We start from the raw sequence: 23971 nt of genomic DNA, 5'->3' as shown, positions 1-23971 counted from the left end.
GCGCGTGTCAGTCGGTGGGCCCGGTCACGGTCTCCGCCAGGCCGGCGCCGGTGACAGAGCGGACGAACTGAGCCATCCAGTCGTTCTTCGTCTCTTCGACCTCGTCGCTGACCGCCGCCTGCTCCTGCGGGATCGCGGTGTCGGGCAGGTCATTGTCGACGAGATAGACGACCTCGCCCGGCTTCTTGTAGTACAGGCGCGAGCGTGCCTGCGATGTCACGTACGCCGTGTCGGCCCAGCGCTCGCTCTCAGCCTCGAGCGCCGCGACCTCGTCAGTGCTGACCTCGACCGAGCGCTCGAGCGCCGCGATCTGTTGACGCTGGTCGATGTAGGTGCCGACGGTGGGAACGAGCGTGAACACGGCGAGGACGACGAGCCCCAGCATGATGCCGGTGAAAGCCGAGAACCGGATGCCGCCGACCCAGTCGCGCACGTCGACCGGCGCACGACGGTCGCCAGGGGAACGAGAAGGGGGAGCCGTCGTCTTCGCCACGGCTCCCCCTCTCGTCAGTGTCTCAGTCGTGCATCAGCCCTTGTAGCGGGGGAACGCGCGACGGCCGATGAATTCGGCGGCGTCACCCAGTTCTTCTTCGATGCGCAGAAGCTGATTGTACTTCGCGACGCGCTCGCTACGAGCGGGCGCGCCGCTCTTGATCTGACCCGAGTTGACCGCGACCACGAGGTCGGCGATCGTGGTGTCTTCGGTCTCACCGGAACGGTGCGAGAACATCGTCGTGTAGCCCGAGCGGTGCGCAAGGTCCACGGCATCCAACGTCTCGGAGAGCGTGCCGATCTGGTTCACCTTCACGAGCAGCGAGTTCGCGACACCGAGCTCGATGCCCTTGGCGAGGCGCTCCGGGTTGGTGACGAACAGGTCGTCGCCGACGAGCTGGATCTTCTTCCCCAGCTTCTCGGTCAGGGCGCCCCAGGCATCCCAGGAGTCCTCATCGAGAGCGTCCTCGATCGTGACGATCGGGTAGGCATCCGCGAGCTCGACGTAGTAGTCGGTGAGCTGCTCGGCCGACCAGTCCTTGCCCTCGAAGCGGTACACGCCGTCGTTGTAGAACTCGGTCGCCGCAACGTCCATACCGAGCGCGATGTCGGTGCCGACGGCGAAGCCGGCCTTCTCGATCGCCTTGACGAGGAAGTCGAGACCCTCGCGGTTGCTCTTCAGGTCCGGAGCGAACCCACCCTCGTCGCCGAGGCCCGTGGCGTAGCCGGCGGCCTTCAGCTCAGCGTGCAGCACGTGATAGGTCTGAGCGCCCCACTGCAGCGCCTCGGCGAAGCTCGATGCACCGATCGGCGCGAGGAAGAACTCCTGGCAATCGATGCCGTTGTCGGCGTGCGAACCACCATTGATCACGTTGAACAGCGGAACGGGCAGCACGTGCGCGTTCGGGCCACCGAGGTAACGGAACAGTGGGAGGTCAGCGCTGTCCGCGGCGGCCTTCGCGACCGCGAGCGAGACGCCGAGGATCGCGTTCGCGCCGGAGCGCGACTTGTTCTCGGTGCCGTCGGTCTCGATGAGGATCTCGTCGATGATGCGCTGCTCGCTGGCATCCACACCTTCGATCGCGGGGCCGAGCTCGTCGATGACGGCGGCGACGGCCTTGAGCACGCCCTTACCGCCGTAGCGGCTCTTGTCGCCGTCGCGCAGCTCGTACGCTTCGAACGCGCCGGTAGATGCGCCGGAAGGGACGGCAGCCCGCTGGACGATTCCGTCGTCGAGGAGCACCTCCACTTCGACGGTCGGGTTGCCACGCGAATCCAAAATCTCGCGTGCGCCTACAGCCTCGATCAGTGCCACAGGGGACTCCTTGCTTGTGGAGGATGAATCTCGGAGCGTCGTCGGTCCACTTGTGAGTCTAGTGAGGTGGATGCCGTCGCCACAGGCATTCGGCCGGATCAAACGACGATCGCCAGGGCGATGCCATCCCATCCCTTCGCATCGAGGGTCTGCACAGCGGTCCCGTCGAACCGTGGATCGTCGCGAAGCATCCGGAGCGCGGCACGCACCCAGGCAACCTGCTCGCTGTCGTCGCGGGGATCGGCGACGCGCCCGCCGCGCACGACGCACATCGGCGGCGATGCCGATGTGGATGTCGACCTCCTCCCCCACCCCGGCGCGATCGGTGCTCGTTCGGGCAAACGGTGGCGTGGCGCGCATCGGCCTCGATCGTGAGGACCGTGCCGCCTGCCGGCAGCGCGCGGCCCAGCCGACAGCCACCCCGTGACGTGTGTGCGCGTCAACCGACCCGCGTCGCGAGAGCGTTCAGGAGCGCCGCGCCCGTGGCCGCGTCATCCACCGTGACGGTGAGGGCCTTGCCACTGCGGCGACGCACCTCGATGCCCTCCCCTGCGCGCAGCACGACACCGAAGCCCGCCGGGCCCCACCGCATCCCCCATCCGCCGAACTGACCCATCGGGTTCACCTCGACAACCGCGGCGCGGTCGATGTCGTCCAGGGGCACGTGCACACGCGGCCAGCCCGCGACCGAGTTGATGGTGAGGCCCTCGTCGTCGACCCGCACATGGAAGGCGAGGGTCGTGAGGACCAGCGCCGCGATGAGCAGTGTTGCGCCGATCATCACCCATGTCGCGACCGGGTCCGGAGTGAGCACGAGGGTGATCGTTGTCAGCACGACCATCAGAACGAGTGCGGCCACCAGCACGGTCGCGCCGCTGCGGGCAATCGAGACGCGCTGCAACCACACGGCGCGCTCCCCCGGCGCCAGCGGAACGGCTTCGGTCGGAACGACGGCAACCGGCCGCCACGGCTCGTGCGGCTGGACGAGCCAGCCGAGGCTACCGGACAGGACAGCGACCGCGAAGGACACGGCCAGGGGCACGAGCACGGACGGACCATCCGCCGCATCTTCCAGACCCGACTGGAGCACGAGCGTCCAGGTTCCGAGGACCGTCATGAGCACGGCGACACCGAGCGCGACCGCACCGAGGAGGCGATACGCGAAACCGCGGTCACCGCGCCGCATGCTCGACAGCGCGCTCACCGCGATCAGCGCGGGGAACCCGAGCCCGACGACCACGGTCAGCAGCACGGTGATCCACGCGGGGCCGAAGCCGTTCGGCGCGCCCGAAGTGCCCCAGTGAATCGCCACCGGATCAGGCAGAGTCGGCAGCACGACCACCTGGATTGCGAGGCCACTCAGGACGATCGCCGCCGGCAGAATCAGCGCGACCAGGACGAACCTGCGGACGGATAGTCGGTCACTGGTCATGAGAGTTCCCTTCGTCGCCCTCGCGGAGGAGGGAGGCCAATGTGTCGGGCGAGAGACCGAGAGCGCGGGCACGCTCTCGGAGTGCGGCGATGTCACCCTGGAGTGCGGCGATGGCCGCGGCGGCGTCCGTGATCACCGCACCACGACCGCGCCGCATGTCGACGAGCCCCTCATCGCGGAGGACCTGATAGGCCCGCAGGACGGTGTGCAGATTGATGTCCGCAGCCTTCGCGACGTCGCGTGCCGCCGGCAGCCGCTCTCCGACGCGCAGGCGCCCCGCCGCGACATCGGCGCGCACGGCCGCCGCCACTTGGGCGAACAGCGGCTCGGCACTGTGGGGATCGATGCGCAGGAGCATGACTGTATTCTATAACAAATAGAACAGTTTGTGATCCTTCTGTCAGGACTCCGCCGGTACTCCGAGGTCGCGCACCAGGTAGATCCACGGGAATGCGCGGCAACCGACGATCCACCCTTCCGCCCGCTCAGTCGCAAGCGAGGCGCGCCACAGGATGCGGCGATGCGCCCACTGCGTGGGGGTGCGGATCATTCGATGCGTGAACATGCCCACCTCGACGGTGCGCCACCCCACACGTCCGGCGAGATCGAGCTCAGCCATCTCGTCGAAAGCCGTCACGGGGCCCAACCAGCGCTCCTCCGGCACGGAGGACGTCTCCTGGTCCGACACGTCGCTGTCGGCAGACGCCGCCGCCCCGCCGAAGCGCTGCTGCGCCGCCTGGCGGGACATGCGCAGTTCGCCGCCGATCACCGCCCAACTGGCACCACTGGCACGGGCCGCCGAGACAGCTCGCTGCAAGAGGGCGCGTGCGGCGTCTTCGGCCCGGGCGCTCGCGGAGACGAGCGCGAGGTGGTCGTCCATGCCGAGGGTGTCGCCGGAAACTCCTGCCGCGTCGACGACGGCGCGTCCGACGGCGTCGGCCAGCTCACTCATTCCGCCGGGCCGCGACTGGGCAACCACGAGGCCCCACTGCCCGGACCCCGCCGGAAGCCGTTGGCGAAGCCGGCGAAGTACGCGCCGACGAGGCAGAGGCCGCCGCCGGCGCCGATCGCCATGCCACCGCCGAATCCGCCCCAGTCCAGGCCGATCCCACACAGGACGATGATCGCGCCGAGGGCGAAGGTGACGATCGAGACGAGAGTGATGCGACGGAGGGTGCGCGAAGCACTGTCTGATGTCGTGGTCATAGTGTCAATCTATTCTTGACACTACTGGCTGTCAAGAGAAGATTGACGCTACGACAGTGGCTTGATATCGAGATCTGCTCGGGTCTGACCGGCGGACACGGTCACGAACGAGCGGTAGTCGTCGGCAGCGGCGTGCTCGAGCAGTGCCTTCACGTTCTTGGTACGTTGCTCGAGGCGCACGCGGTACCCCTCGGAGATGAAGGCCGCCTTCAGAGCGACGAGCTCGTCCACGGGAACGTCGCGGTCGTGGACGAGCACGACCGCGGATGCCGCGGCATCCTCTCCCCCACTCAGGAGGTCGACGATGCGCTCGAACCCGATCGAGAACCCGACCGCCGGCACGTCTTGGCCGAGGAAGCGTCCGATCATGCCGTCATAACGCCCACCGCCGCCGAGCGAATACGCCACACTCGGATGCGCGAGCTCGAAGATCGTGCCGGTGTAGTACCCCATGCCCCGCACGAGGAACGGGTCGAAGACGAGCGGAATCTCGCCGGGAAGATCCGCCGCGGGACGCGCGGCCGCGACGGCCTCGCCGATCGCGACCAGGTGGGCGACGATGTCGTCGGGCGCGCCGACAGGCAGCGCCTTGCGAATCTGGCCCTCGCCGTACGGGCGGTATTCCAGGGTCTGGGGCCGCATCATGAAGGAGCGGAACGTGTCGACAGCGGCCGGTGCCGCGCCACGCTCCGCAAGCTCGGCGACCACACCGTCGACGCCGATCTTGTCGAGCTTGTCGATCGTGATCAGCACTCCCGGACGCTCCTCTGCCGTGAAGCCGAAGCTGTCCAGCATCCAGTCGAGCGCGCGACGGTCGTTGATGCGGATCGAGCCACCCTCGAGGCCGAGCGCATCGAGGGTGTCGAGGCTCGCGACGAGGAGTTCGGCCTCGGCGCGCGCGGTGGCATCGCCGATGATGTCGATGTCGCACTGCACGAACTGGCGGTAGCGCCCCTTCTGCGGGCGCTCGGCGCGCCACACCGGGGCCATCTGGATGGAGCGGAACACACTCGGCAACTCCGCGCGGTGGCTGGCGTAGAAGCGCGCCAACGGGACGGTGAGGTCGTAGCGCAGCCCCAGGTCGCTCAGCGCCGCCGGGTCGTCGGCCGCGGCGCGGACGGCGTCGGCATCCAGCCCGCGCTTGAGCACGTTGAACGCGAGCTTTTCATTGTCGCCGCCGATGCCCGCGTGTAGGCGGGCGTACTCCTCGACCACGGGGGTCTCGATCTCATCGAACCCGTGCGCGCGGTAGCGCTCACGGATCACGGCGAGCACACGCTCGCGCCGGGCCTTGTCAGCGGGGAGGAAATCGCGCATGCCGCGCGGCGGGTTCACGGATGCCACGGGCCTATTCTTCCAGGTCGACCGCCGGTCGCTGCGCGGCGGTATCCCGGGCCTGCGGTTCACAACTCCGGAGATTCGGTCCACGGCGGGCGCCTGTCACCGGATTGGAGCTGCTGGGTGCACGATCTCCGGAGTTGTGAACGCCAGGGCTCGAGTACCCTCGCCGTCAGCCGGCTTCGGCCGCGCGGATCTCGCCCTCGAGGCGGCGGATCGCCCCCCGCAGGGCGCGCTCGGCATCCCAGCCCCGCTCGCGCGCTGCCCCGACGGCCTCGAGCAGCACCTCGCCGAGCTCCTCTTCGCTCTGCGCCCCGCTCCAGCCCCCGCTGCCGCGAGACACCACCGCTGCACCGAGACTCCGTTCCGCTGCCGGTGTCTCGGTGCGCAGAGGGTGTCTCGCCGACGGGGTGGGGGCCGAGGCAGACGGCGGGGTCACCAGCGTGGAGGCACGGCCGAGGAGCTTCTGGGCGAGGGAGAGGGACGGCATGTGCGGGGAAATGCCGTCGAGTACGGAGCGCCGGGTGTGCTTTTCGGCGGCCTTCGCGGCGTTCCAGTGGACGAGGACTTCTTCGGGCGTCGTGGCGACGGCATCCGCGAAGACGTGGGGATGCCGTCGGATCATCTTCTCGGACAGCGTCGCGGCGACGTCATCGATGTCGAACGGGTCGTCGGGATCCTCGGCGGCGATCGCCGCATGGAAGAGCACCTGCCACAGAAGATCACCGAGCTCCTCGCGGAGGTCGGCGCGCGTTCCGACCTCCACAGCATCGATCAGCTCGGCGCTCTCCTCTACGAGGTACGGGACGAGATCGGCGTGCGTGATCTGTTGCGACCACACACACCGCGCGCGCACCGCGGCCATCGTGTCGGCTGCGGCGCGGAGGGCATCCGCCTCGCTCAGCTCGCCTGCAGGACCCGTCGATGATGCCATGCCCGCCAGGATACGAGCCCGGCGGCCAGAATCAGCGAGATACCCGAACCGGCCAGCACGCCGAGTGTCGCCTGATCCCGGATGCCGGGGGCGTCCGCGAAGGCCAGCTCCGACAGCAGGAGCGAGACGGTGAAGCCGATGCCGCCCAAGGCCCCCGCCGCGAGCAGGTCGCCGAACGGCAATGCCTGTGCCGACGGAACCCGCAGCAGACGTTGCGCGATCCACCCCGCACCGGCGATGCCGATGAGCTTCCCGACCGGAAGCGCGAGCAGCACACCCCAGAACGCCGGGGACAACTCGCTGGCCGACACCTGCGGGATCACGACGAGCGCGGCCACCAATGCGAACAGGGGCAGCACGATCGCGTTGACCCACGGTTCGATCTCGTGGCGCACGCGAAGCGCGGGCTGCTGTGCCATGACGAGTCCGAGCACGACGCCCGCGATCGTCGCGTGCACGCCCGATTCGTGTACCGCGTACCAGGTACCGATTCCGGAGAGGACCATCCCGGCGACCGCCCACCGGCCTCCGCGCGTGTCGACGAGTCGACTGCAGACCGCGAAGATCACGACGAACACGAGTGCGAGCAGCATCATGCCGAAGTTCACGTCCGACGTGAACAGGACCGCAATGAAGACGATCCCGACGATGTCATCGAGGATCGCGAGAGCCAGGAGGAACACCCGGACCGTGGACGGCAACCCCCGACCGAACACCGCGAGCACTCCGAGCGCGAACGCGATGTCGGTCGCGGTCGGGATCGGCCAGCCCGACGCGGCATCCGATCCGCCCGCCACCAGGAGGTACACCGCGACGGGGATGATCACGCCGCCGGCGGCGGCGAGCGCGGGCAGCACAGCGCGTGTGGCGGAGTTCAGCTGACCCGTCGTGAGTTCGTACTGCAACTCGATCGCGGCCGCGAAGAAGAAGATCGCCAGCAGGCCGTCCGAAATCCAATGGCGGACCGACAGGTCGATGATGCCGGGCACCCCCACGTGCGCATCGGCGATCGCGAAGGCGGCCGGGGCCGCGGGAGAGTTCGCCAGCACGAGCCCCAGCGCCGCAGCGAGAAGGAGGAGGACGGCGGGGAATCGTGCGGAGCGCAGGAGTGCCATGGGCACCTTTCGGGGTCGGAGACACGAACGCCGACCAGACTTCCCGGCACACCCCGAGCGATTCTACCCGTGACATGCATGTAACACCGGCCCATTAGCGTGGGGGGATGCGCGAACTCACCCGCACCGAAGCCATCGACCTCGTCGGCCGCGGCGACGCCGAGCAGGAGCTGCCCGAGCAGATGCGCGCCGACGTGCGCATGCTCGGCTCGCTGCTCGGCCGCGTCCTGCGCGAAAGCGGCTCCCCCGGTCTGTACGACGACGTCGAACGTCTCCGCCAAGCGACCATCGCGGCCTACACCGACGACTCCCCCGAAGCATTCGAACGCGCCGCGGCGATCGCCGAGTCGTTCTCGGTCGAACGTGCCGACGAAGTCGCACGCGCCTTCACGGTGTACTTCCACCTCGTGAACCTCGCCGAGGAGCACCAGCGTGTGCGCGTGTTGCGCGAACGCGACGGCCGGCCCGAGAAGGAGGATGTCACCGACTCGGTCGCGGCCGCCTTCGTGCAGCTGTCCGCCGAGGTCGGCGATGACACGGCGCTCAAGCGCCTGCAGAGCATGCGCTTCCACCCCGTCTTCACGGCCCACCCCACCGAAGCGCGCCGGCGCGCGGTGTCCACCAGCATCCGACGGCTCGTCACCCTCCTCGGCGAGAACGACGCGTCTCTTCGCGGCGGCGCCGATGAGCGCCGTGCGCAGCGGCGCATGCTCGAGGAGATCGACACGCTGTGGCGCACGGCGCCACTGCGGGCGGAGAAGCCGACTCCGGTCGACGAAGTGCGCGCGATCATGGCCGTCTTCGACGAGACGCTCTACACCGCTGTCCCGCACGTCTACCGGCGCGTCGACGACGCGCTGCAGGGCCCAGCTGCGGGTGGTCGGGCACCCGTCGTCCGGCCGTTCGTGCGCCTCGGAACGTGGGTCGGCGGGGACCGCGACGGCAACCCGTTCGTGACGGCGACCGTGACGAAGAAGGCGGCATCCATCGCCGCAGAGCACATTCTGCTGGGCCTGGAAAGCTCGGGCGATCGCATCGCGAAGACCCTGACGCTGGACGCCGATACGACGCCCCCGAGCGAGGCCCTGACGGCGCTCGCGCAGCGTCTCGCCGCTGCGGATGAAGACGGTGCCGCCGATGTCGCGAAGCGCGCGAAGGGTGAGCCCCACAAGCGCGTCATGCTCCTGCTGACACGCCGCATCGGCGCGACCCGACGCCGCGACGCCGACCTCGCCTACCGCGACCCCGTGGACCTCCTGGCGGACCTGCGCACCGTGCAGGACTCCCTCGTGGCCGCCGGCGCGCCGCGCCAGGCATACGGGCACCTGCAGCAGCTGATGTGGCAGGTCGAGACGTTCGGGTTCCACCTGGCCGAGCTCGAAGTGCGTCAGCACTCCGCCGTGCACGCCAAGGTCCTCGAGGAGTGCCGCGCGGGTGGACCGCTCAGCACCCAGGCCGAAGAAGTCCTCGAGGTCTTCCGCACGATCGCGCAGATCCAGCGCCGGTACGGCCCGCGCGCCGCCGGTCGCTACATCGTGTCGTTCACGCAGTCCGCCGCGGACCTGGCGACCGTGCACGAGTTGGCCGGGTTCGCCGTCGGACCGGGCGGCACCGCGCCGGTGCTCGACGTCATCCCGCTGTTCGAGACGTTCGCCGATCTGCAGGCAGCCCCCGGCATCATGGCGGAGATCGTCAGCCATCCCGATTTCGCCGCCCGGCTCGACGCGACCGACCGTCGCCTCGAGGTCATGCTCGGCTATTCCGACTCCTCGAAGGACGTCGGCCCGGTCGCCGCCAACCTCGCCCTGTACGAAGCGCAGGCGTTGATCGCGGCATGGGCGCAGGATGCCGGCATCCACCTCACGCTCTTCCACGGCCGCGGCGGCGCGCTCGGTCGTGGCGGGGGCCCTGCCAACTCGGCGATCCTCGCGCAGCCGCCGCACTCGGTGGACGGCCGCTTCAAGCTGACCGAACAAGGCGAGGTCATCTTCGCGCGCTACGGCGATCCTGCGATCGCGATGCGCCACATCGACCAGGTCGCGGCCGCCGTGCTCCTGGCATCCGCCCCCTCGATCGAGCAGCGCAACCGTGCCGCCGCCGAACGCTTCGCCCCCGTCGCGGCGACGATGGATACGGCCTCGCGCGAGCGGTTCTTCTCGCTCGTGAAGAACGAGGGCTTCGCACAGTGGTTCGCCACCGTCACCCCGATGGAAGAGATCGGTCTGCTGGCCCTCGGGTCGCGCCCCGCCCGCCGGGGACTCTCGGTCGAGTCGCTCGAAGACCTCCGCGCGATCCCGTGGGTGTTCGCCTGGTCGCAAGCCCGCATCAACCTGGCCGGCTGGTTCGGGCTCGGTACGGCGCTCGACGCGGTCGGCGACGAAGACCTGCTGCGGAGCGCCTACGCCGAGTGGCCGCTCTTCCGGACGGTCATCGACAACGTCGGGATGAGCCTGGCAAAAGCCGACGCACGCATCGCCCAGCGTTACCTGGATCTCGGCGACCGCGATGACCTGGCGACACTCGTGATGGACGAGATGCTCCTCACGCAGGACTGGGTCATCAAGATCACCGGCGGCGAGGGCCTGCTCGCCAACAAGCCGGTGCTCCAGCGTGCGGTCAAGATGCGCAGTCCCTACGTCGATGCACTCTCGCTACTGCAGCTCCGTGCCCTCCGCGTGCTGCGCACCGGCGAGTCGGCCTCCGACGCCCCGCCCGAGTGGCAGCGCCTGCTGCTGCTCTCCGTCAGCGGCGTGGCCGCCGGCCTCCAGAACACCGGGTGACCCCGGCATCCACCCGTGAGACGGGAGTCTCGCGGCGCGACGGTCAGTCGGCGCGGCGGTCGTGCGCGTGGCGCGCGAGCGCGGCGCCGTAGCGATCGGTGAGTTGGACCATGAGGTCCGGGGTGTCGCGGTCGAGTCCGAAAACGTAACCGGGAAAGTCCAGCTCCTTCTGCAGCGCCCAGATCTCCTCGTGACGATCCGGCGACAGCACCTGGGCAGGATCGCCGACAGCGATCCAGCCGATCGGCACGACGGTGTCCGGCGGCAGGACCGTCCGCAGATGCACGACCGCGTTGATGCGGATCTCGCACCGCTCACCGATCCGCGCACCGTTGAAGACCCGCGTGCCGGTCGCGAGGAACACCTCGTCGGCGACGCTGGCCCCCGACACACTCGCCATCGGCCCGACCAGCACATGCGCGCCGAGATGGGCGGGATGCGTCGCGCTCGCGCGGATGAGCGCGTTCTCCATCACGATGGTGTTCTCGGCGAGGGTGACGGGGCCCCCTTCGGCCGTGATGACCGCGCCGTGCAGGATCTGACATCCCGCGCCGATCGTCACATCACCGGAGATCACGGCGGTGGGTGCGACGACGGCATCCGGATGGATACGGGGCTGGGCGCCCAGGTGCTCGAACTGCATGGTGGCCTCCTGCACGCCAGCGTAGGCCGCCTCTGCAACATGCGTCGAGTGCCCTCTCACCCGCGGGTAGGGTGAAACAGGCCGCGAGTCGGCCGTGCCCCACTCATCGGCCAGAAAGCTCCACCGTGTCCGAAACCCTCGCTCCGCTCCCCGACGCTGTCCGCTCCGTGTTCGACACGGTGCAGCTGCGCAACCCACGCGAGCCCGAGTTCCAGCAGGCCGTCCACGAGGTGCTGCACTCCATCGCCCCCGTCCTCGAATCGCACCCCGAGTTCGTCGCGGGTGGCATCGTCGAGCGCCTGGTCGAGCCCGAGCGGCAGATCATGTTCCGTGTGCCGTGGATCGATGACGCCGGTCAGGTGCGCGTGAACCGCGGCTACCGCATCCAGTTCTCCTCCGTCCTCGGCCCGTACAAGGGCGGTCTGCGCTTCCACCCCAGCGTGAACCTCTCGATCGTCAAGTTCCTCGGGTTCGAGCAGATCTTCAAGAACGCGCTGACCGGCCAGGGCATCGGCGGCGCGAAAGGCGGCAGCGACTTCGACCCGCACGGGCGGTCGAACGCCGAGATCATGCGCTTCTGCCAGTCGTTCATGAACGAGCTGTACCGGCACCTCGGGGAGCACACGGACGTGCCGGCTGGCGATATCGGCGTCGGCGCCCGGGAGATCGGCTTCTTGTTCGGCCAATACCGCAAGGTCACCAACCGCCACGAGTCGGGCATGTTCACCGGCAAGGGCGTGCAATGGGGCGGCGCGGAGGTGCGCACCGAGGCGACGGGCTACGGCGCGGTGTTCTTCGCCGAAGAGATGCTGGCCGTGCGCGGCGACTCGCTCGCCGGCAAGCGGGTCGCGATCTCCGGCTCGGGGAACGTCGCCACATACGCGATCGACAAGGCTCGGCAGCTCGGCGCCACGCCCGTGACGGCATCCGACTCATCGGGATACATCGTCGACGACGCCGGCATCGACCTCGCCCTGCTGCGGGAGCTCAAGGAAGTGCGGCGCGCACGCATCTCCGACTACGCACGCGAGCGGCCTTCCGCCCGCTTCGTCGAAGGCGGAACGCCGTGGGAGGTCGCGGTGGATGTCGCCATCCCGTCCGCGACGCAGAACGAGCTCGACGTCGACGATGCGCGAACGCTCATTGCGAACGGGGTCATCGCGGTCTCCGAGGGCGCCAACATGCCCTCGACCCCCGGTGCGGTGGCGGCGCTGCAGGAAGCCGGCGTGCTCTTCGGTCCGGGCAAGGCCGCCAATGCCGGCGGTGTCGCAACCTCGGCACTCGAGATGAGCCAGAATGCGGCGCGCCAGCGCTGGAGCTTCGACGACAGTGAAGCAAAGCTCCGTGCGATCATGGCGGACATCCACCGTTCCACGTTCGAGGCAGCGGAGCGCTACGGGCGCCCCGGCGACTATGTTGCGGGAGCGAACATCACGGGCTTCGAGCGCGTCGCGCACGCGATGCTCGCGCAAGGCGTGATCTAGACACCATCCCAGAAGGCTCCGCCGATGGCAGCACCGACCACCGCACCGGTGACGAAGGTCTCGACCCTCACGTTGTCGACGTTCGTCGTCGGCTCGATGATCGGTGCCGGCGTCTTCTCGCTCCCCGGTACATTCGCTGCGGAGACCGGCGTCGCCGGCTCGCTGATCGCGTGGACCCTCGCCGGTACCGGGATGTTCCTGCTGGCGCTCGTCTTCCAGCGCCTCGCGCTGCGGCGTCCCGACCTGGATGCCGGGGTCTACTCGTACGCACGCGCCGGCTTCGGTCGCTATCTGGGTTTCCTCTCCGCGTTCGGGTACTGGGCGAGCGCGTGCGCGGGCAACGTCTTCTACTGGGTCTTCATCATGTCGACGGTCGGGGCGATCGCCCCGACACTGGGCGAAGGCGACACCCCGCTCGCCGTGGCCGTGTCCTCCATGGGTCTCTGGGTCTTCTTCCTCCTGGTGCGCCGCGGCACACGCGAGGCCGCCGCCGTCAACCGGATCGTCAGCGTCGCGAAGGTGCTGCCGATCGTCGTCTTCATCTTCTTATGCGTGTTCGCCCTGGATCCCGCGGTCTTCGCGGACAACCTCACCGGTGACGCGACGATTCCGCTGTTCGACCAGGTACGCGGAACGCTCCTCGTCACGGTGTTCGCGTTCATCGGCATCGAGGGCGCCAGCGCCTACTCTCGGCACGCGCGCGGCCGCCGCGACATCGGCCGCGCGACGGTGCTCGGCTACCTCAGTGTGCTCGCGATCTTCGTATCCGTGACGATCGTGTCCTTCGGCATCCTGCCGCGCGAGGAGATCGCGGCTCTTCCGCAACCGTCGATCGCGGGCGTGCTCGCCGAGGTCGTCGGGCCGTGGGGCGCCGTGTTCGTCGGGGTCTCGCTCATCATCGCCGTGCTCGGGGCATACCTGTCCTGGACGCTCATGGCCGCCGAGGTGCTGCTCGTCGCGGCGCGCGACGGCGACCTGCCGGCGGTGTTCGCCCGCACGAACGCGAAGGACGTGCCGGTCGGGGCCCTCACGATGTCGACCGTGCTCGTCCAAGTCCTCATGGTGGTCGTGCTGTTCGCGAACAACGCATTCGACGTCGCCCTGAACCTCACGAGCGCGCTCGCGCTCATCCCCTACTTCCTCACGGCCGGCTTCGGGCTCCGCGTCGCGTTCCGCGATGCGCGCGCGGCCTCGGGTCGCCGGGCGATCGGCGCGGTGATCGTGGCCGCGCTCGCGACCCTCTACACCGCGTTCCTGCTCTATGCCGCGGGCGGCGAGTATGTGCTGCTGGCGATGCTGATCCTCGTCCCGGGAACCGCCCTGTTCGCGCTGGCTCGTCGCGCGGCCGCCGCCCGCGTCTTCACGGCCGGCGAATGGGTGATCTTCGCCGCCGCGCTGGCGGGGGCGATCGCCGCTGTCGTGATGCTCAGCAACGGCACGATCACGGTCTGATCAGCCGAGCTTGTCGGCGTCGGCGGCGACCGGCAGCGGGAAGAGCTGGTCGAGCAACTGCCGCACCCACGCGATGAGGTCGGCGTCGGCGAGACGTTCGCCACCCGCCGACGGCAGCGGCACGATCATGGCTTCGCCGCCCGCGAGCACCTTCGACTTCGGGTACAGCCGCTGGAGGCGCACGCGCAGCGAGTCGGCCGTCGGAGCCGGGACGACGCGCAGATTCGGCCCCATCGCGACGACATCCGAGAGGCCGGACAGTGCCGCGCGTCGGCGCAGACGCGCGATCGCGAACAGCCCCTCCACCTCCACCGGCGGTGTGCCGTAGCGGTCGGTGAGCTCTTCCGCGACGAGGTCGAGTGCGTCGTCCTTGGCGGTCGCGGATGCCGCGGCCGACAGCTTCTGGTAGGCCTCGAGCCGCAGGCGTTCGCTGTCGATGTAGGCGTCCGGAATGCGGGCATCCACCGGCAATTCGAGGCGGAGTTCGGCCGGGCCTTCGACGTCTTCGCCACGGAACGTCGCGACGGCCTCACCGATCATCCGCAGGTACAGGTCGAACCCGACGCCGGCGATGTGACCGGCCTGCTCGGCTCCGAGGAGGTTGCCGGCGCCGCGGATCTCGAGGTCCTTCAGCGCGACCTGCATGCCCGACCCCAGGTCGTTGTTGACCGCGATCGTCTCCAGACGATCGGCAGCCGTTTCCGACAGCGGCTTCATCTCGTCGTAGAGGAAGTAGGCGTACGCCCGCTCCCGACCTCGACCGACACGACCGCGCAGCTGGTGCAGCTGACTCAGTCCGTACTTGTCGGCGCGGTCGATGATGATCGTGTTGGCGTTGGAGATGTCCAGGCCCGTTTCGATGATCGTCGTCGAGACCAAGACATCGAACTTGCGCTCCCAGAAGCCGTCGACGACTTCTTCCAGGGCGTGCTCCCCCATCTGGCCGTGCGCGACAGCAACGCGGGCCTCAGGGACGAGCTCGGCCAGCTGCGCGGCCACGCGTTGAATGGATTGCACGCGGTTGTGGACGAAGAAGATCTGACCTTCACGCAGGAGTTCCCGACGAATCGCGGCGGCGATCTGCTTGTCGCTGCGAGGTCCGACATACGTGAGGATCGGATGCCGGTCCTCGGGCGGGGTCGCGAGGGTCGACATCTCGCGGATGCCGGTGACCGCCATCTCGAGCGTCCGCGGAATCGGTGTCGCACTCATCGCGAGGATGTCGACATTGGTCTTCATTTTCTTCAGCGCATCTTTGTGTTCGACACCGAAGCGCTGCTCCTCGTCGATGATCATCAGGCCGAGGTCCTTGAAGACGATGGTGTCGGTGAGGATGCGGTGCGTCCCGATCACCATGTCGACTTTGCCGTCGAGGAGCCCGGCGAGCGTGTCGCGCGCCTCTTTGTCGCTCTGGAAGCGGGAGAGCGCACGCACCTGAACCGGGAACCCGGCGAAGCGCTCTTGGAACGTCTCGAGGTGCTGTTTGACGAGCAGGGTCGTCGGGACGAGCATCGCGACCTGCTTTCCCTCCTGGATCGCTTTGAACGCCGCGCGCACAGCGACCTCGGTCTTACCGAACCCGACGTCGCCGGACAGCAAGCGGTCCATCGGGATCGGCTTCTCCATGTCGGCTTTGATCTCATCGATCGTCTGCAACTGGTCGAGCGTCTCGGCGAATGGGAACGCTTCTTCCAGCTCGCGCTGCCACGGGGTGTCGGGCCCGAAAGCGTAGCCCTTCGCCGACATGCGCGCGGAGTAGAGCTTGACGAGCTCGACTGCGATGTCGCGCACGGCCTTACGGGCCTTGCCCTTCGCGGCTGCCCAGTCGCTTCCGCCCATCTTGGAGAGCACGGGCGCCTCGCCCCCGACGTACTTGCTCAACAGGTCGAGCTGGTCGGTGGGCACGAAGAGCTTGTCGCCGGGATGTCCGCGCTTGGACGGCGCATACTCGAGCACGAGGTACTCGCGGGTGGTCTTGACCGCGTTGCGACCGCCGGTGGAGACTTCGCGCTGAACGAGCTCGACGAAGCGACCGATGCCGTGCGTCGCGTGGACGACGACGTCCCCGGTCTTCAGCTGCAGCGGGTCGACGACATTCCGACGACGGGACGCGAGCTTCTTGACGACCCGGCCGTCAGCGCCGATCGTCCGGCCGTAGAACTCGCTCTCCGTCAGCACCGCCAGACGCGCATCCAGGAGCTCGAAGCCGCTCTCCAGATTCGCCACGACGCAGACGGCGACGCCCGGCTCGGGGGCCGCGTCGAGGCGATCGGTCGCACGCGCGGTGATCCCGCGCTCGGCCAGGACATCCCGCGCACGGTCGACGAGGCCGACACCCGACGCCGCCACGATCACCCGCCATCCGTCGGCGATGAGTTCGCCGACGTGGGCGGTCGCGCCCTCGACATTGCCGTGGAACGACGGCACGGGTATCGCCGGGATACGCACGACCGAGCTTTCGATGAGGCCTTCGGCCGCGGCATCCGCCGCACCGGAATCGAACGTGCTGAGCGTCCACCACCGGCCGCCGCGCTCGCCCGTGGCCGCATGCAGCTCGGGCAACGTGAGGAAGTCACCCGACCCGAGGTCGACCGGCATGTCGGCACCGGCCGTCGCGGCGCTCCACGCCGCCTCGAGGAACTCACGATTCGTCTCACCGAGGGTGATCGCACGCGTGACCGACCGCTCGGGGTCGACGACCGCGGCCGCGGTCCCACGCGGGAAGTAGTCCACGAGCGGGACGACCGCATCGGCGACCGCCGGCAGGAGCGACTCCATCCCCTCCACCGGGATGCCGGCGCTCATCTTCTCGAGCATCGTGCGCAGCCCCGGGAACCGCGGCATCAGGTCGGCGGCGCGCGCGCGCACCTCCGGCGTGAGCAGGAGCTCGCGACTCGGGAGAAGTGTCACATGGTCGATTTCTCCCGGGAGGGAGCGTTGATCGGCGACCGAGAACGCGCGGATCTGCTCGACTTCGTCGCCGAAGAACTCGACACGATAAGGATGCTCGGCGGCGGGCGGGAAGACATCCATGATGCCGCCGCGGACGGCGAACTCTCCGCGGCGCGACACCATGTCCACGCGCAGATAGGCGAGCTCGACGAGGCGTCGCACGACCGTGTCGAGCTCGGTGCCCCGGCTCCCGGTCCGCAGCTCGAGCACGCCGGCGGCGGTCAGACCGGCCGCGACCGGCTGCAAGGCGCTGCGGATGGATGCCGTCACGATCAGGGGGGCATCGCCCGAGAACTCGGCGAGCAGGCGAAGCACTTCCAGTCGCCGCCCGACCGTTTCGGCACTGGGACTCAGCCGTTCGTGCGGGAGCGTTTCCCACGCGGGGAAGTGCACGACGGAGGCCGTCGGGACGAGAGCGGACAGCGCATCACCGAGGCTCTCCGCGCGCCGACCGGTCGGGGCGATCGCGAGGAGGACGGCCGGGTGTCCGGCCGCAACGCGGCGCTCGAGCAATGCGGCCAGAACGGGAGCGTCGAGCCCAGCAACGACCGAGAAGTCGGCGTCGGTGAGGGCCGCGGCATGCGCGTTCTGGAACGATTCTGCCTGCACGAGGGCGCGCACGATCCCGGAAACTGTCACCGGATGAGTCTACGCACGTCCCACCGACACGCTCCGGTGCCGCTCTCGGCCGTGCCTAGGATGGGGCCGTGAGCGAGAACCCCCCTGCGCAGCCGAACACACCGCGCGCGTACCCGGTCTTCCCGGCACCGATGGCCGCGCCCGACGTGAGGGAGCGCTCGTCGCGACTCGGGTCGATCGCGCTGGTCATCGCCGTCCTCGCCGTGGCGGGAGCCAGCATCCTGAGCGCCGTCACGGCCTTCCCGGCCGCCGTCGGCGCGATGACCGATGCACTCGCCCTCTCTCCCGAGGGTCTGGAGAATCTGTCCAACGCGCAGTTGCTCGGCGTGCTCAGCCCGGTGCGCGGGCTCGTGCTGTGGGCTGAAATCGGATTCTGGGCGGGCACGGCCCTCGGAATCTGGGCGCTCGTGCAGGGCATCGTCGCGATCGCCTCACGGCGCGGACGGGGTCCGGGCATCGCCGCGGTCATCCTCGCCGCCCTCGGCCCGGTGCTGTTCGCTGTCATCGTCGGCGTCGCCGTCATCACCGGCATCGGCACCGGCGCCGCCTGAACCCTTACGGCCGCGGCGCGTGAAAGCGCTGCTGCGCCGAGAGAAGGCCCTCGCCGACGACGAGTTCCACCGCATCCGCCGCCTCGGCGAGAAGAAGCGGCAGCTCCTTGCGCTCGGCGGTGCCGAACGGATCGAGGACCCAGTCGGCCGGATCCTGGCGTCCCGGCGGACGGCCCACGCCGACACGGACGCGGGCGAACTCCGGAGTACCCAGCGCCTTCGCGACGTCGCGAACGCCGTTGTGCCCGCCGTGCCCGCCGCCGACCTTCAGTTTGATCGCGTCGAACGGGATGTCGAGTTCATCGTGCACGACGATCACGCGCTCCGCCGGGACACTGTAGAACTGCGCGAGTGCGGACACCGGGCCGCCCGACACGTTCATGAACGAGTTGGGCTTGGCGAGCACGAGCTTGGCCCCGCCCGGACGCAACCACGTCTCGGCGACGTGGGCCTGGGCCTTGTGCGCGCGCAACGTCTCGCTGCGCCGGGCCGCCAGCTCATCAATCACCATCTGTCCGACGTTGTGACGGGTCGACTCGTATCGGGGGCCTGGATTTCCCAGCCCCACGACCAGCCACGTGTCTGCCATGTCTCCCTCTCGACGACGAAGCCCGCCCGCACCAGTGTCGGTGGGGACGGGCTTCGCGCGTGGATCGTCCTTACTCGGCGGCCTCGACGGCTGCTTCGCCCGACTGCTCCTCGGCGGCGGCCTCGTCGGCAGCCTCGATCTCGTCAGCGGCAGTGTTCGACGGCACGCCGACCGCGACGATGAGCGTCTCAGGGTCGGTGATGAGCGCGGCGCCCTTGGGGAGCGTGAGGTCGGCGGCGGTGATGCGTGCGCCGTCCTCGAGGCCCTCGACGTTGACCTCGACGCTCTGCGGGATGTGCGTGGCCTCGACCTCGAGGGACACCGTGGTGTTGTCGAGGTTGAGGACGGTACCGGCGGCCGGCTCACCGATGACGACGACGTGAATGTCGACCTGGACCTTCTCGCCCTTCTTCACGACGAGGAGGTCGATGTGCTCGATGATCTGGTGTACGGGGTCCTTCTGGACGTCCTTGACCAGGGTGAGCTGCTGCTTGCCCTCGACATCGAGCTCGAGCACGACGTTGGCACGGCGGATCAGCAGGGCGATCTGGTGGCCGGGCAGCGCGACGTGCACGGGGTCGGTGCCGTGGCCGTAGATGACGGCCGGGATCTTGCCGGCGGCGCGCAGGCGGCGGGCGAAGCCCTTGCCGAAGTTCTCGCGAACCTCGGCGACGACCTTGGTGTCGGTCTCAGTGGACATGATGTTCTCCTTGCGGGCGTAAAGCCCAGGTATGGGTCTGTGGTTTCGACTCGAACGCACACGCGTGAGGAAGGCCAGGGTTTCCCAAGAGCACATCACCGCGTCGATCACGGATGCGTGAAGCATCCCTCGCCGAAGTACAGATCCCACTCTACCAGCCCGCTACGATGGGCACGTCACGATCCGACGCACCGCTGATCTGCCCCGACGGAGGCTCCCATGGACTACGGCTGGCTCTCACACGCGCTGATGTGGATCATCGGCGCCATGTCGGTGTGCGCGGTCCTCGGCGCCGCGGGTGCGCTCTGGTCGATGGGACGATCGGGCTACCGCAAGGACTGACGGCGATCGCCTCAGGGCGCGCGGTTCAGGAGATCGACGATGCGGTCGACGACCGATTGCAAGTCGGCGTCGTTCGCGACACGAAACCCGGTCTCATCCTGTGCGAGGGGTTCCAGAGTGGCCAATTGCGAGTCCAGGAGCGCCGTCGGCATGAAGTGATCGCGGCGGGACATCCGCTGGCTCAATTCGGGTGCGTCGACGACGAGTTCGACGAAGACGGCATCCGCCGACGCGCGACGGATGCGATCGCGATACGCGCGACGAAGAGCGGAACAGGCCACGACGATCGACGTCGTCTCGCGCGCGAGCGCGAGGCCGACCGCGTCGAGCCAGGGTTCACGATCTCCGTCGGTGAGAGGCGTGCCACTGCGCATCTTGGCGATGCTGGTGGACGGATGCAGATCGTCTCCGTCCAGGAAGCGGGCGTGCACGCGCGCCGCGAGCGCCGCACCGACCAGCGACTTTCCCGAACCACTCGGACCCATGATCACGATGCGCACGACCGGTGCACTCCGCCGCCACCTCATCGCCGACCCTCCTCCACCGCGCGTGCGGTCGAGGGTGTCGGGCAGAGCGGAAGCCGGTTCGAGGAGGACATCGCCTCGAGGATAGCGCCGCTCCAGTGACGCACAGCGTCGCACCGCCGCACTCGGTCCTTCGCATCCGACTACGCTGAAGGGGAATCCCCGACTCACCCCTGAGGAGTTCGTCGTGCCCGACGCGTCCACCGCATCCGTTTCGCCCACCGCCAACATCGGAGTCGTAGGACTCGCGGTGATGGGATCGAATCTCGCTCGCAATCTCGCCAGCCGCGAAGGCAACACGGTCGCCGTGTTCAACCGCTCCTACGAGAAGACCGAGACGCTCGTCACCGAGCACCCTGAAGCCGGGTTTGTCCCGGCCTCGACGTACGAGGAATTCGCCGCCGCACTGCAGAAGCCGCGCACCGCGATCATCATGGTCAAGGCCGGTGGGCCGACCGACGCGGTGATCGACGAACTCATGCGCGTCTTCGAACCGGGCGACATCATCATCGACGGCGGTAACTCGCTGTTCACCGACACCATCCGTCGTGAGAAGGCGGTCCGCGAGGCCGGCTTCAATTTCGTCGGCATGGGCGTCTCGGGTGGCGAAGAGGGCGCACTGCTCGGCCCGTCGCTCATGCCCGGTGGCCCGGACGAGGCGTGGGTCACGCTCGGCCCGATCCTCCGCTCGATCGCGGCGGTCGCCGAGGGTGAGCCGTGTGTCACGCACGTCGGTCACGACGGCGCCGGACACTTCGTCAAGATGGTGCACAACGGCATCGAGTACGCCGACATGCAGCTGATCGCCGAGGCGTACGACCTGATCCGTCGCGGCACGGGCAAGACGCCCGCCGAAATCGCCGATGTGTTCGCCGAGTGGAACCGTGGTGAGCTCGAGAGCTACCTGATCGAGATCACCGCCGAGGTCCTGCGTCAGAACGACGCTGCGACCGGCCGGCCGCTCGTCGACGTCATCGTCGACGAGGCCGGCGCCAAGGGCACGGGTGCCTGGACTGTACAGACCGCGCTCGACCTGGGGGTACCGGTTTCCGGCATCGCCGAGGCCACTTTTGCGCGGTCGCTGTCGAGCCACCGCGAACAGCGTGATGTGTCCGGTGCCCTCCCGGGCCCGTCCGATGACGCCTTCACCGTTCCGGATGCCGATGCCTTCATCGAGCAGGTGCGCCTCGCGCTCTATGCGTCGAAGATCGTGGCCTACTCGCAGGGATTCGACGAGATCCGCGCCGGCGCCGCGCAGTACGGCTGGACCATCGACCTCGGCGCGATCAGCCGGATCTGGCGTGGCGGCTGCATCATCCGCGCGCAGTTCCTGAACCGCATCGCCGACGCCTACGCCGCCGAACCGGAACTGCCGGTCCTCCTGAGCGCGCCGTACTTCGTCGAGGCGCTGGGGCGGGCCCAGGCCGCCTGGCGCGACATCGTGCAGATCGCCGCGGGCGCCGGCATCCCGGCCCCCGCCTTCAGCTCGTCGCTGGCGTACTACGACGGTCTGCGCGCGGAGCGCCTGCCCGCTGCCCTGATCCAGGGACAGCGCGACTTCTTCGGTGCGCACACGTATCGCCGCACCGACAAGCCGGGCACGTTCCACACGCTGTGGTCGGGCGACCGCACCGAGATCGAAGCCGAAGACACGCACTGACCCCGATGGCCTCCGATACCCTCGGGGGCCATCTGGTCACAGCCAGTCGTTCTTCTTGAAGACGACGTACAGGCCGACGCTCACCGCGAGCATCAGACCGATCGCGAACGGATAGCCGAAGGCCCAATCGAGCTCGGGCATCGCTCGGAAGTTCATGCCGTAGATCCCGGCGATCAGCGTGGGCGCGAAGCCGATGGCTGCCCACGATGAGATCTTCTTGACCTGCTCGTTCTGCTGCAGGCTGGTCTCGGTCATGTCCTTCATCTGCTCGTTGCGGCGCTGCTCGACCATGGTCGCGTGGATGCTGAGCGCACTGTCGAGCGTCTGCCGAAACCCGGAAACGCGGCCATCCACGTACCGGGCGCGGTCGGTCACTTCCCGGAAAGCGGACTCCCCCAGGTGGCTGTTGCGCTGCACGGAGAGCTCCCGCAGGCGATCGAGGATGTCCGGCAGCGGCGCGGTGGCATGCTGCAGGTCGATCACTTCGCGCTGCAAGCCGAAGATGCGGTGGGAGACGTCCGGCCGCTCGCCGAACAGCTCTTCCTCGATCTCATCGATGTCGTTCTCCACGCCGTCGAGCACTGTGCGGTACCCCCGCGTGACGAATTCCGTGATCACCCACACGACGCCGAGTGAGCCGTTGGCGAAGATCTCCGGATGCTTCTCCAATCGCGCACGGGCCTGCTTCAGATCGACCTGCGCCGTCCGTGTGATCGCGACGACGAGTTGCTCGGACACGAACACGTCCACTTCGTCGCACTGGACCGTCTCGGACGCGTCGTCGTAGCGCGCGGGCTGGAGGACGAGGAACAAGTCATCGCCGTACTGCTCGAATTTCGACCGCTGGTGCCCGCGGAGCGCCTCCAGGACGCCGAGCCGGTTGAGCCCGAACTCGGATCCGAGCGCCCGCACCTCGTCATCGGTCGCGCCGGTCACCCCGATCCAGGCGAGCCCGTCCCGGGCCCGCGCCTCGGCGAGCGCCTCGGTGGGCGACGCGTCGGTGAGAGCGGGTTTCCCATCGACGTACACGACGGTGTGGAAGGCGACCATGCTGCAACACTATGCGGCAGCATGGTCGCACTGTCACCGCGTGATGTCCCGTACGCTGCCCTGGTCGAGCCGCAGGCGCCGCCGCGCACGGTTCGCGACGGCGGAGTCGTGGGTGACGACCACGAGTGTCAGCCCCTCCGCGTTCAGCGCTTCCAGAACCGCGAGGATCTCATCACGCATCGATTCGTCGAGGTTGCCGGTCGGCTCATCCGCCAACAGCACCCGCGGCCGCTTCGCGATCGCCCGCGCGATCGCGACCCGCTGCTGCTGACCGCCGGAGAGCTCTCCCGGACGGTGGTCGCCGCGATCGGCCAAATCGACGCGCTCGAGCGCCTCGGTCACCCGCGCGGCCCGCTCGTCTTTGGCGAGCCGGAGCGGCTCGAGGCCCATGTCGACGTTCTCCGCCGCGGTCAGCGTCGGGATGAGATTGAACGCCTGGAAGACGAAACCGATCTCGATCGCACGGACGCGCTCGAGGTCGCGAGCGGTCGCGGTGGCCAGATCCGTCTCGCCGATCAGGATATGCCCCACGGTCGGCTGATCGAGGGCACCCAGCAGTTGGAGCAGCGTCGATTTGCCACCGCCGGTCGGGCCCTGGATCGTGACGAAGTCGCCCTGGGCGATCTCGACGTCGACGCCGGCGAGCGCCCGGATCACCCGCTCCTTTTGTGTGTAGGTCTTCGTGACCCCCGCAAGGCGATAGGCCGCGGGAGTGGGGATAGCCGCGGCATCCGCCACGATCGGTTCGATGATGGTCATGGTGCTTCTCCTTT

The 23971-nt window shown here is 68.6% G+C and carries 23 protein-coding genes; 6 read left to right on the top strand and 17 right to left on the bottom strand.

Features of this window, described 5'->3' with window-relative positions:
• Positions 1-7 precede the first annotated feature (7 nt).
• The 10 genes from N4R40_RS02945 to N4R40_RS02900 all read right to left on the bottom strand — a co-directional run bounded on the left by N4R40_RS02945 (position 8) and on the right by N4R40_RS02900 (position 7832).
• Positions 8-493: an FtsB family cell division protein gene (locus N4R40_RS02945; protein ID WP_261605879.1), complete on the bottom strand. Its 486-nt coding sequence runs from the start codon at positions 491-493 to the stop codon at positions 8-10.
• A gap of 33 nt (positions 494-526) precedes the next feature.
• Positions 527-1807, bottom strand: coding sequence for a phosphopyruvate hydratase (eno, locus tag N4R40_RS02940; protein ID WP_261605878.1), 1281 nt, complete (start codon positions 1805-1807; stop codon positions 527-529).
• Between the two features lie 98 nt (positions 1808-1905).
• The gene (locus tag N4R40_RS02935) at positions 1906-2079 is read right to left on the bottom strand and encodes an O-methyltransferase (protein ID WP_261605877.1); all 174 of its coding nucleotides are present in this window, start codon (positions 2077-2079) and stop codon (positions 1906-1908) included.
• Positions 2080-2246: 167 nt separating this feature from the next.
• Complete coding sequence (locus N4R40_RS02930) at positions 2247-3239, bottom strand: DUF1648 domain-containing protein (RefSeq protein ID WP_261605876.1); 993 nt, start codon at positions 3237-3239, stop codon at positions 2247-2249.
• Entirely contained in the window at positions 3229-3597 is a 369-nt protein-coding gene (locus N4R40_RS02925; RefSeq protein WP_261605875.1) for a GntR family transcriptional regulator, read from the bottom strand. Before N4R40_RS02925 ends, N4R40_RS02930 begins: the two co-directional genes overlap by 11 nt.
• Before the next feature lie 42 nt (positions 3598-3639).
• On the bottom strand, positions 3640-4191 hold the full coding sequence (locus tag N4R40_RS02920) for a hypothetical protein (RefSeq protein ID WP_261605874.1): 552 nt from the start codon (positions 4189-4191) through the stop codon (positions 3640-3642).
• Entirely contained in the window at positions 4188-4445 is a 258-nt protein-coding gene (locus tag N4R40_RS02915; protein ID WP_261605873.1) for a hypothetical protein, read from the bottom strand. Before N4R40_RS02915 ends, N4R40_RS02920 begins: the two co-directional genes overlap by 4 nt.
• Before the next feature lie 48 nt (positions 4446-4493).
• Entirely contained in the window at positions 4494-5762 is a 1269-nt protein-coding gene (locus tag N4R40_RS02910; RefSeq protein ID WP_261606199.1) for a histidine--tRNA ligase, read from the bottom strand.
• A gap of 193 nt (positions 5763-5955) precedes the next feature.
• The gene (locus tag N4R40_RS02905) at positions 5956-6717 is read right to left on the bottom strand and encodes a MazG nucleotide pyrophosphohydrolase domain-containing protein (RefSeq protein WP_261605872.1); all 762 of its coding nucleotides are present in this window, start codon (positions 6715-6717) and stop codon (positions 5956-5958) included.
• Positions 6684-7832 (bottom strand): Na+/H+ antiporter NhaA, encoded by a 1149-nt coding sequence (locus N4R40_RS02900; RefSeq protein ID WP_261605871.1) that lies wholly within the window; start codon positions 7830-7832, stop codon positions 6684-6686. The genes N4R40_RS02905 and N4R40_RS02900 overlap by 34 nt, the downstream gene beginning before the upstream one ends.
• 107 nt (positions 7833-7939) lie before the next feature.
• Here N4R40_RS02900 and N4R40_RS02895 point away from each other — a divergent pair, with 107 nt between their 5' ends.
• Complete coding sequence (locus N4R40_RS02895; protein ID WP_261605870.1) at positions 7940-10612, top strand: phosphoenolpyruvate carboxylase; 2673 nt, start codon at positions 7940-7942, stop codon at positions 10610-10612.
• A gap of 43 nt (positions 10613-10655) precedes the next feature.
• Here the strand turns inward: N4R40_RS02895 and N4R40_RS02890 are convergent, their stop codons facing one another.
• Complete coding sequence (locus N4R40_RS02890; RefSeq protein ID WP_261605869.1) at positions 10656-11255, bottom strand: gamma carbonic anhydrase family protein; 600 nt, start codon at positions 11253-11255, stop codon at positions 10656-10658.
• A 125-nt stretch (positions 11256-11380) separates the two neighbouring features.
• Here N4R40_RS02890 and gdhA point away from each other — a divergent pair, with 125 nt between their 5' ends.
• Together gdhA and N4R40_RS02880 are read left to right on the top strand one after the other, a co-directional pair.
• Positions 11381-12739, top strand: coding sequence for an NADP-specific glutamate dehydrogenase (gene gdhA, locus N4R40_RS02885; RefSeq protein ID WP_261605868.1), 1359 nt, complete (start codon positions 11381-11383; stop codon positions 12737-12739).
• A 24-nt stretch (positions 12740-12763) separates the two neighbouring features.
• Positions 12764-14191 carry a basic amino acid/polyamine antiporter gene (locus N4R40_RS02880; RefSeq protein WP_261605867.1) on the top strand — a complete coding sequence of 476 codons (1428 nt, stop codon included), beginning with the start codon at positions 12764-12766 and terminating at the stop codon, positions 14189-14191.
• Here N4R40_RS02880 and mfd read toward each other — a convergent pair whose 3' ends face one another.
• On the bottom strand, positions 14192-17782 hold the full coding sequence (gene mfd, locus N4R40_RS02875; RefSeq protein WP_261605866.1) for a transcription-repair coupling factor: 3591 nt from the start codon (positions 17780-17782) through the stop codon (positions 14192-14194).
• 68 nt (positions 17783-17850) lie between these two features.
• Between mfd and N4R40_RS02870 the strand changes: the two genes are divergently transcribed.
• Positions 17851-18333, top strand: a complete 483-nt coding sequence (locus N4R40_RS02870) for a hypothetical protein (protein WP_261605865.1) — start codon at positions 17851-17853, stop codon at positions 18331-18333.
• A gap of 4 nt (positions 18334-18337) precedes the next feature.
• Here N4R40_RS02870 and pth read toward each other — a convergent pair whose 3' ends face one another.
• Both pth and N4R40_RS02860 read right to left on the bottom strand, forming a co-directional pair.
• Entirely contained in the window at positions 18338-18922 is a 585-nt protein-coding gene (gene pth / locus N4R40_RS02865) for an aminoacyl-tRNA hydrolase (RefSeq protein ID WP_261605864.1), read from the bottom strand.
• Between the two features lie 70 nt (positions 18923-18992).
• Positions 18993-19622, bottom strand: coding sequence for a 50S ribosomal protein L25/general stress protein Ctc (locus N4R40_RS02860; RefSeq protein ID WP_261605863.1), 630 nt, complete (start codon positions 19620-19622; stop codon positions 18993-18995).
• A 219-nt stretch (positions 19623-19841) separates the two neighbouring features.
• Between N4R40_RS02860 and N4R40_RS02855 the strand changes: the two genes are divergently transcribed.
• Positions 19842-19964 (top strand): hypothetical protein, encoded by a 123-nt coding sequence (locus N4R40_RS02855; RefSeq protein WP_261605862.1) that lies wholly within the window; start codon positions 19842-19844, stop codon positions 19962-19964.
• Between the two features lie 11 nt (positions 19965-19975).
• Here N4R40_RS02855 and N4R40_RS02850 read toward each other — a convergent pair whose 3' ends face one another.
• A complete protein-coding gene (locus N4R40_RS02850) occupies positions 19976-20491 on the bottom strand; it encodes a gluconokinase (protein ID WP_261605861.1) in 516 nt (171 codons plus the stop codon).
• Between the two features lie 184 nt (positions 20492-20675).
• Between N4R40_RS02850 and gndA the strand changes: the two genes are divergently transcribed.
• Positions 20676-22148 carry an NADP-dependent phosphogluconate dehydrogenase gene (gndA, locus tag N4R40_RS02845; protein ID WP_261605860.1) on the top strand — a complete coding sequence of 491 codons (1473 nt, stop codon included), beginning with the start codon at positions 20676-20678 and terminating at the stop codon, positions 22146-22148.
• A gap of 36 nt (positions 22149-22184) precedes the next feature.
• Here the strand turns inward: gndA and N4R40_RS02840 are convergent, their stop codons facing one another.
• Positions 22185-23198 carry a magnesium and cobalt transport protein CorA gene (locus N4R40_RS02840; RefSeq protein WP_261605859.1) on the bottom strand — a complete coding sequence of 338 codons (1014 nt, stop codon included), beginning with the start codon at positions 23196-23198 and terminating at the stop codon, positions 22185-22187.
• Positions 23199-23231: 33 nt separating this feature from the next.
• Complete coding sequence (locus N4R40_RS02835; RefSeq protein WP_261605858.1) at positions 23232-23957, bottom strand: ABC transporter ATP-binding protein; 726 nt, start codon at positions 23955-23957, stop codon at positions 23232-23234.
• Positions 23958-23971 lie beyond the last annotated feature (14 nt).

The sequence above is a fragment of the Microbacterium memoriense genome, assembly GCF_025398275.1.
Classification (GTDB): Bacteria; Actinomycetota; Actinomycetes; order Actinomycetales; family Microbacteriaceae; genus Microbacterium; species Microbacterium memoriense.
Note: the sequence above shows the minus strand (reverse complement) of the source record. Positions and strands in the feature narration are given on the sequence as shown.

Excerpts from the sequence above, each read along its gene's own strand:
- N4R40_RS02935 (WP_261605877.1), bottom strand. The coding sequence starts at position 2,079 with ATGTGCGTCGTGCGCGGCGGGCGCGTCGCCGATCCCCGCGACGACAGC.
- N4R40_RS02930 (WP_261605876.1), bottom strand. The coding sequence starts at position 3,239 with ATGACCAGTGACCGACTATCCGTCCGCAGGTTCGTCCTGGTCGCGCTG.
- N4R40_RS02925 (WP_261605875.1), bottom strand. The coding sequence starts at position 3,597 with ATGCTCCTGCGCATCGATCCCCACAGTGCCGAGCCGCTGTTCGCCCAA.
- N4R40_RS02920 (WP_261605874.1), bottom strand. The coding sequence starts at position 4,191 with ATGAGTGAGCTGGCCGACGCCGTCGGACGCGCCGTCGTCGACGCGGCA.
- N4R40_RS02915 (WP_261605873.1), bottom strand. The coding sequence starts at position 4,445 with ATGACCACGACATCAGACAGTGCTTCGCGCACCCTCCGTCGCATCACT.
- N4R40_RS02910 (WP_261606199.1), bottom strand. The coding sequence starts at position 5,762 with ATGCGCGATTTCCTCCCCGCTGACAAGGCCCGGCGCGAGCGTGTGCTC.
- N4R40_RS02905 (WP_261605872.1), bottom strand. The coding sequence starts at position 6,717 with ATGGCATCATCGACGGGTCCTGCAGGCGAGCTGAGCGAGGCGGATGCC.
- N4R40_RS02900 (WP_261605871.1), bottom strand. The coding sequence starts at position 7,832 with ATGGCACTCCTGCGCTCCGCACGATTCCCCGCCGTCCTCCTCCTTCTC.
- N4R40_RS02895 (WP_261605870.1), top strand. The coding sequence starts at position 7,940 with ATGCGCGAACTCACCCGCACCGAAGCCATCGACCTCGTCGGCCGCGGC.
- N4R40_RS02890 (WP_261605869.1), bottom strand. The coding sequence starts at position 11,255 with ATGCAGTTCGAGCACCTGGGCGCCCAGCCCCGTATCCATCCGGATGCC.
- N4R40_RS02880 (WP_261605867.1), top strand. The coding sequence starts at position 12,764 with ATGGCAGCACCGACCACCGCACCGGTGACGAAGGTCTCGACCCTCACG.
- pth (WP_261605864.1), bottom strand. The coding sequence starts at position 18,922 with ATGGCAGACACGTGGCTGGTCGTGGGGCTGGGAAATCCAGGCCCCCGA.
- N4R40_RS02860 (WP_261605863.1), bottom strand. The coding sequence starts at position 19,622 with ATGTCCACTGAGACCGACACCAAGGTCGTCGCCGAGGTTCGCGAGAAC.
- N4R40_RS02855 (WP_261605862.1), top strand. The coding sequence starts at position 19,842 with ATGGACTACGGCTGGCTCTCACACGCGCTGATGTGGATCATCGGCGCC.
- N4R40_RS02850 (WP_261605861.1), bottom strand. The coding sequence starts at position 20,491 with ATGAGGTGGCGGCGGAGTGCACCGGTCGTGCGCATCGTGATCATGGGT.
- N4R40_RS02840 (WP_261605859.1), bottom strand. The coding sequence starts at position 23,198 with ATGGTCGCCTTCCACACCGTCGTGTACGTCGATGGGAAACCCGCTCTC.
- N4R40_RS02835 (WP_261605858.1), bottom strand. The coding sequence starts at position 23,957 with ATGACCATCATCGAACCGATCGTGGCGGATGCCGCGGCTATCCCCACT.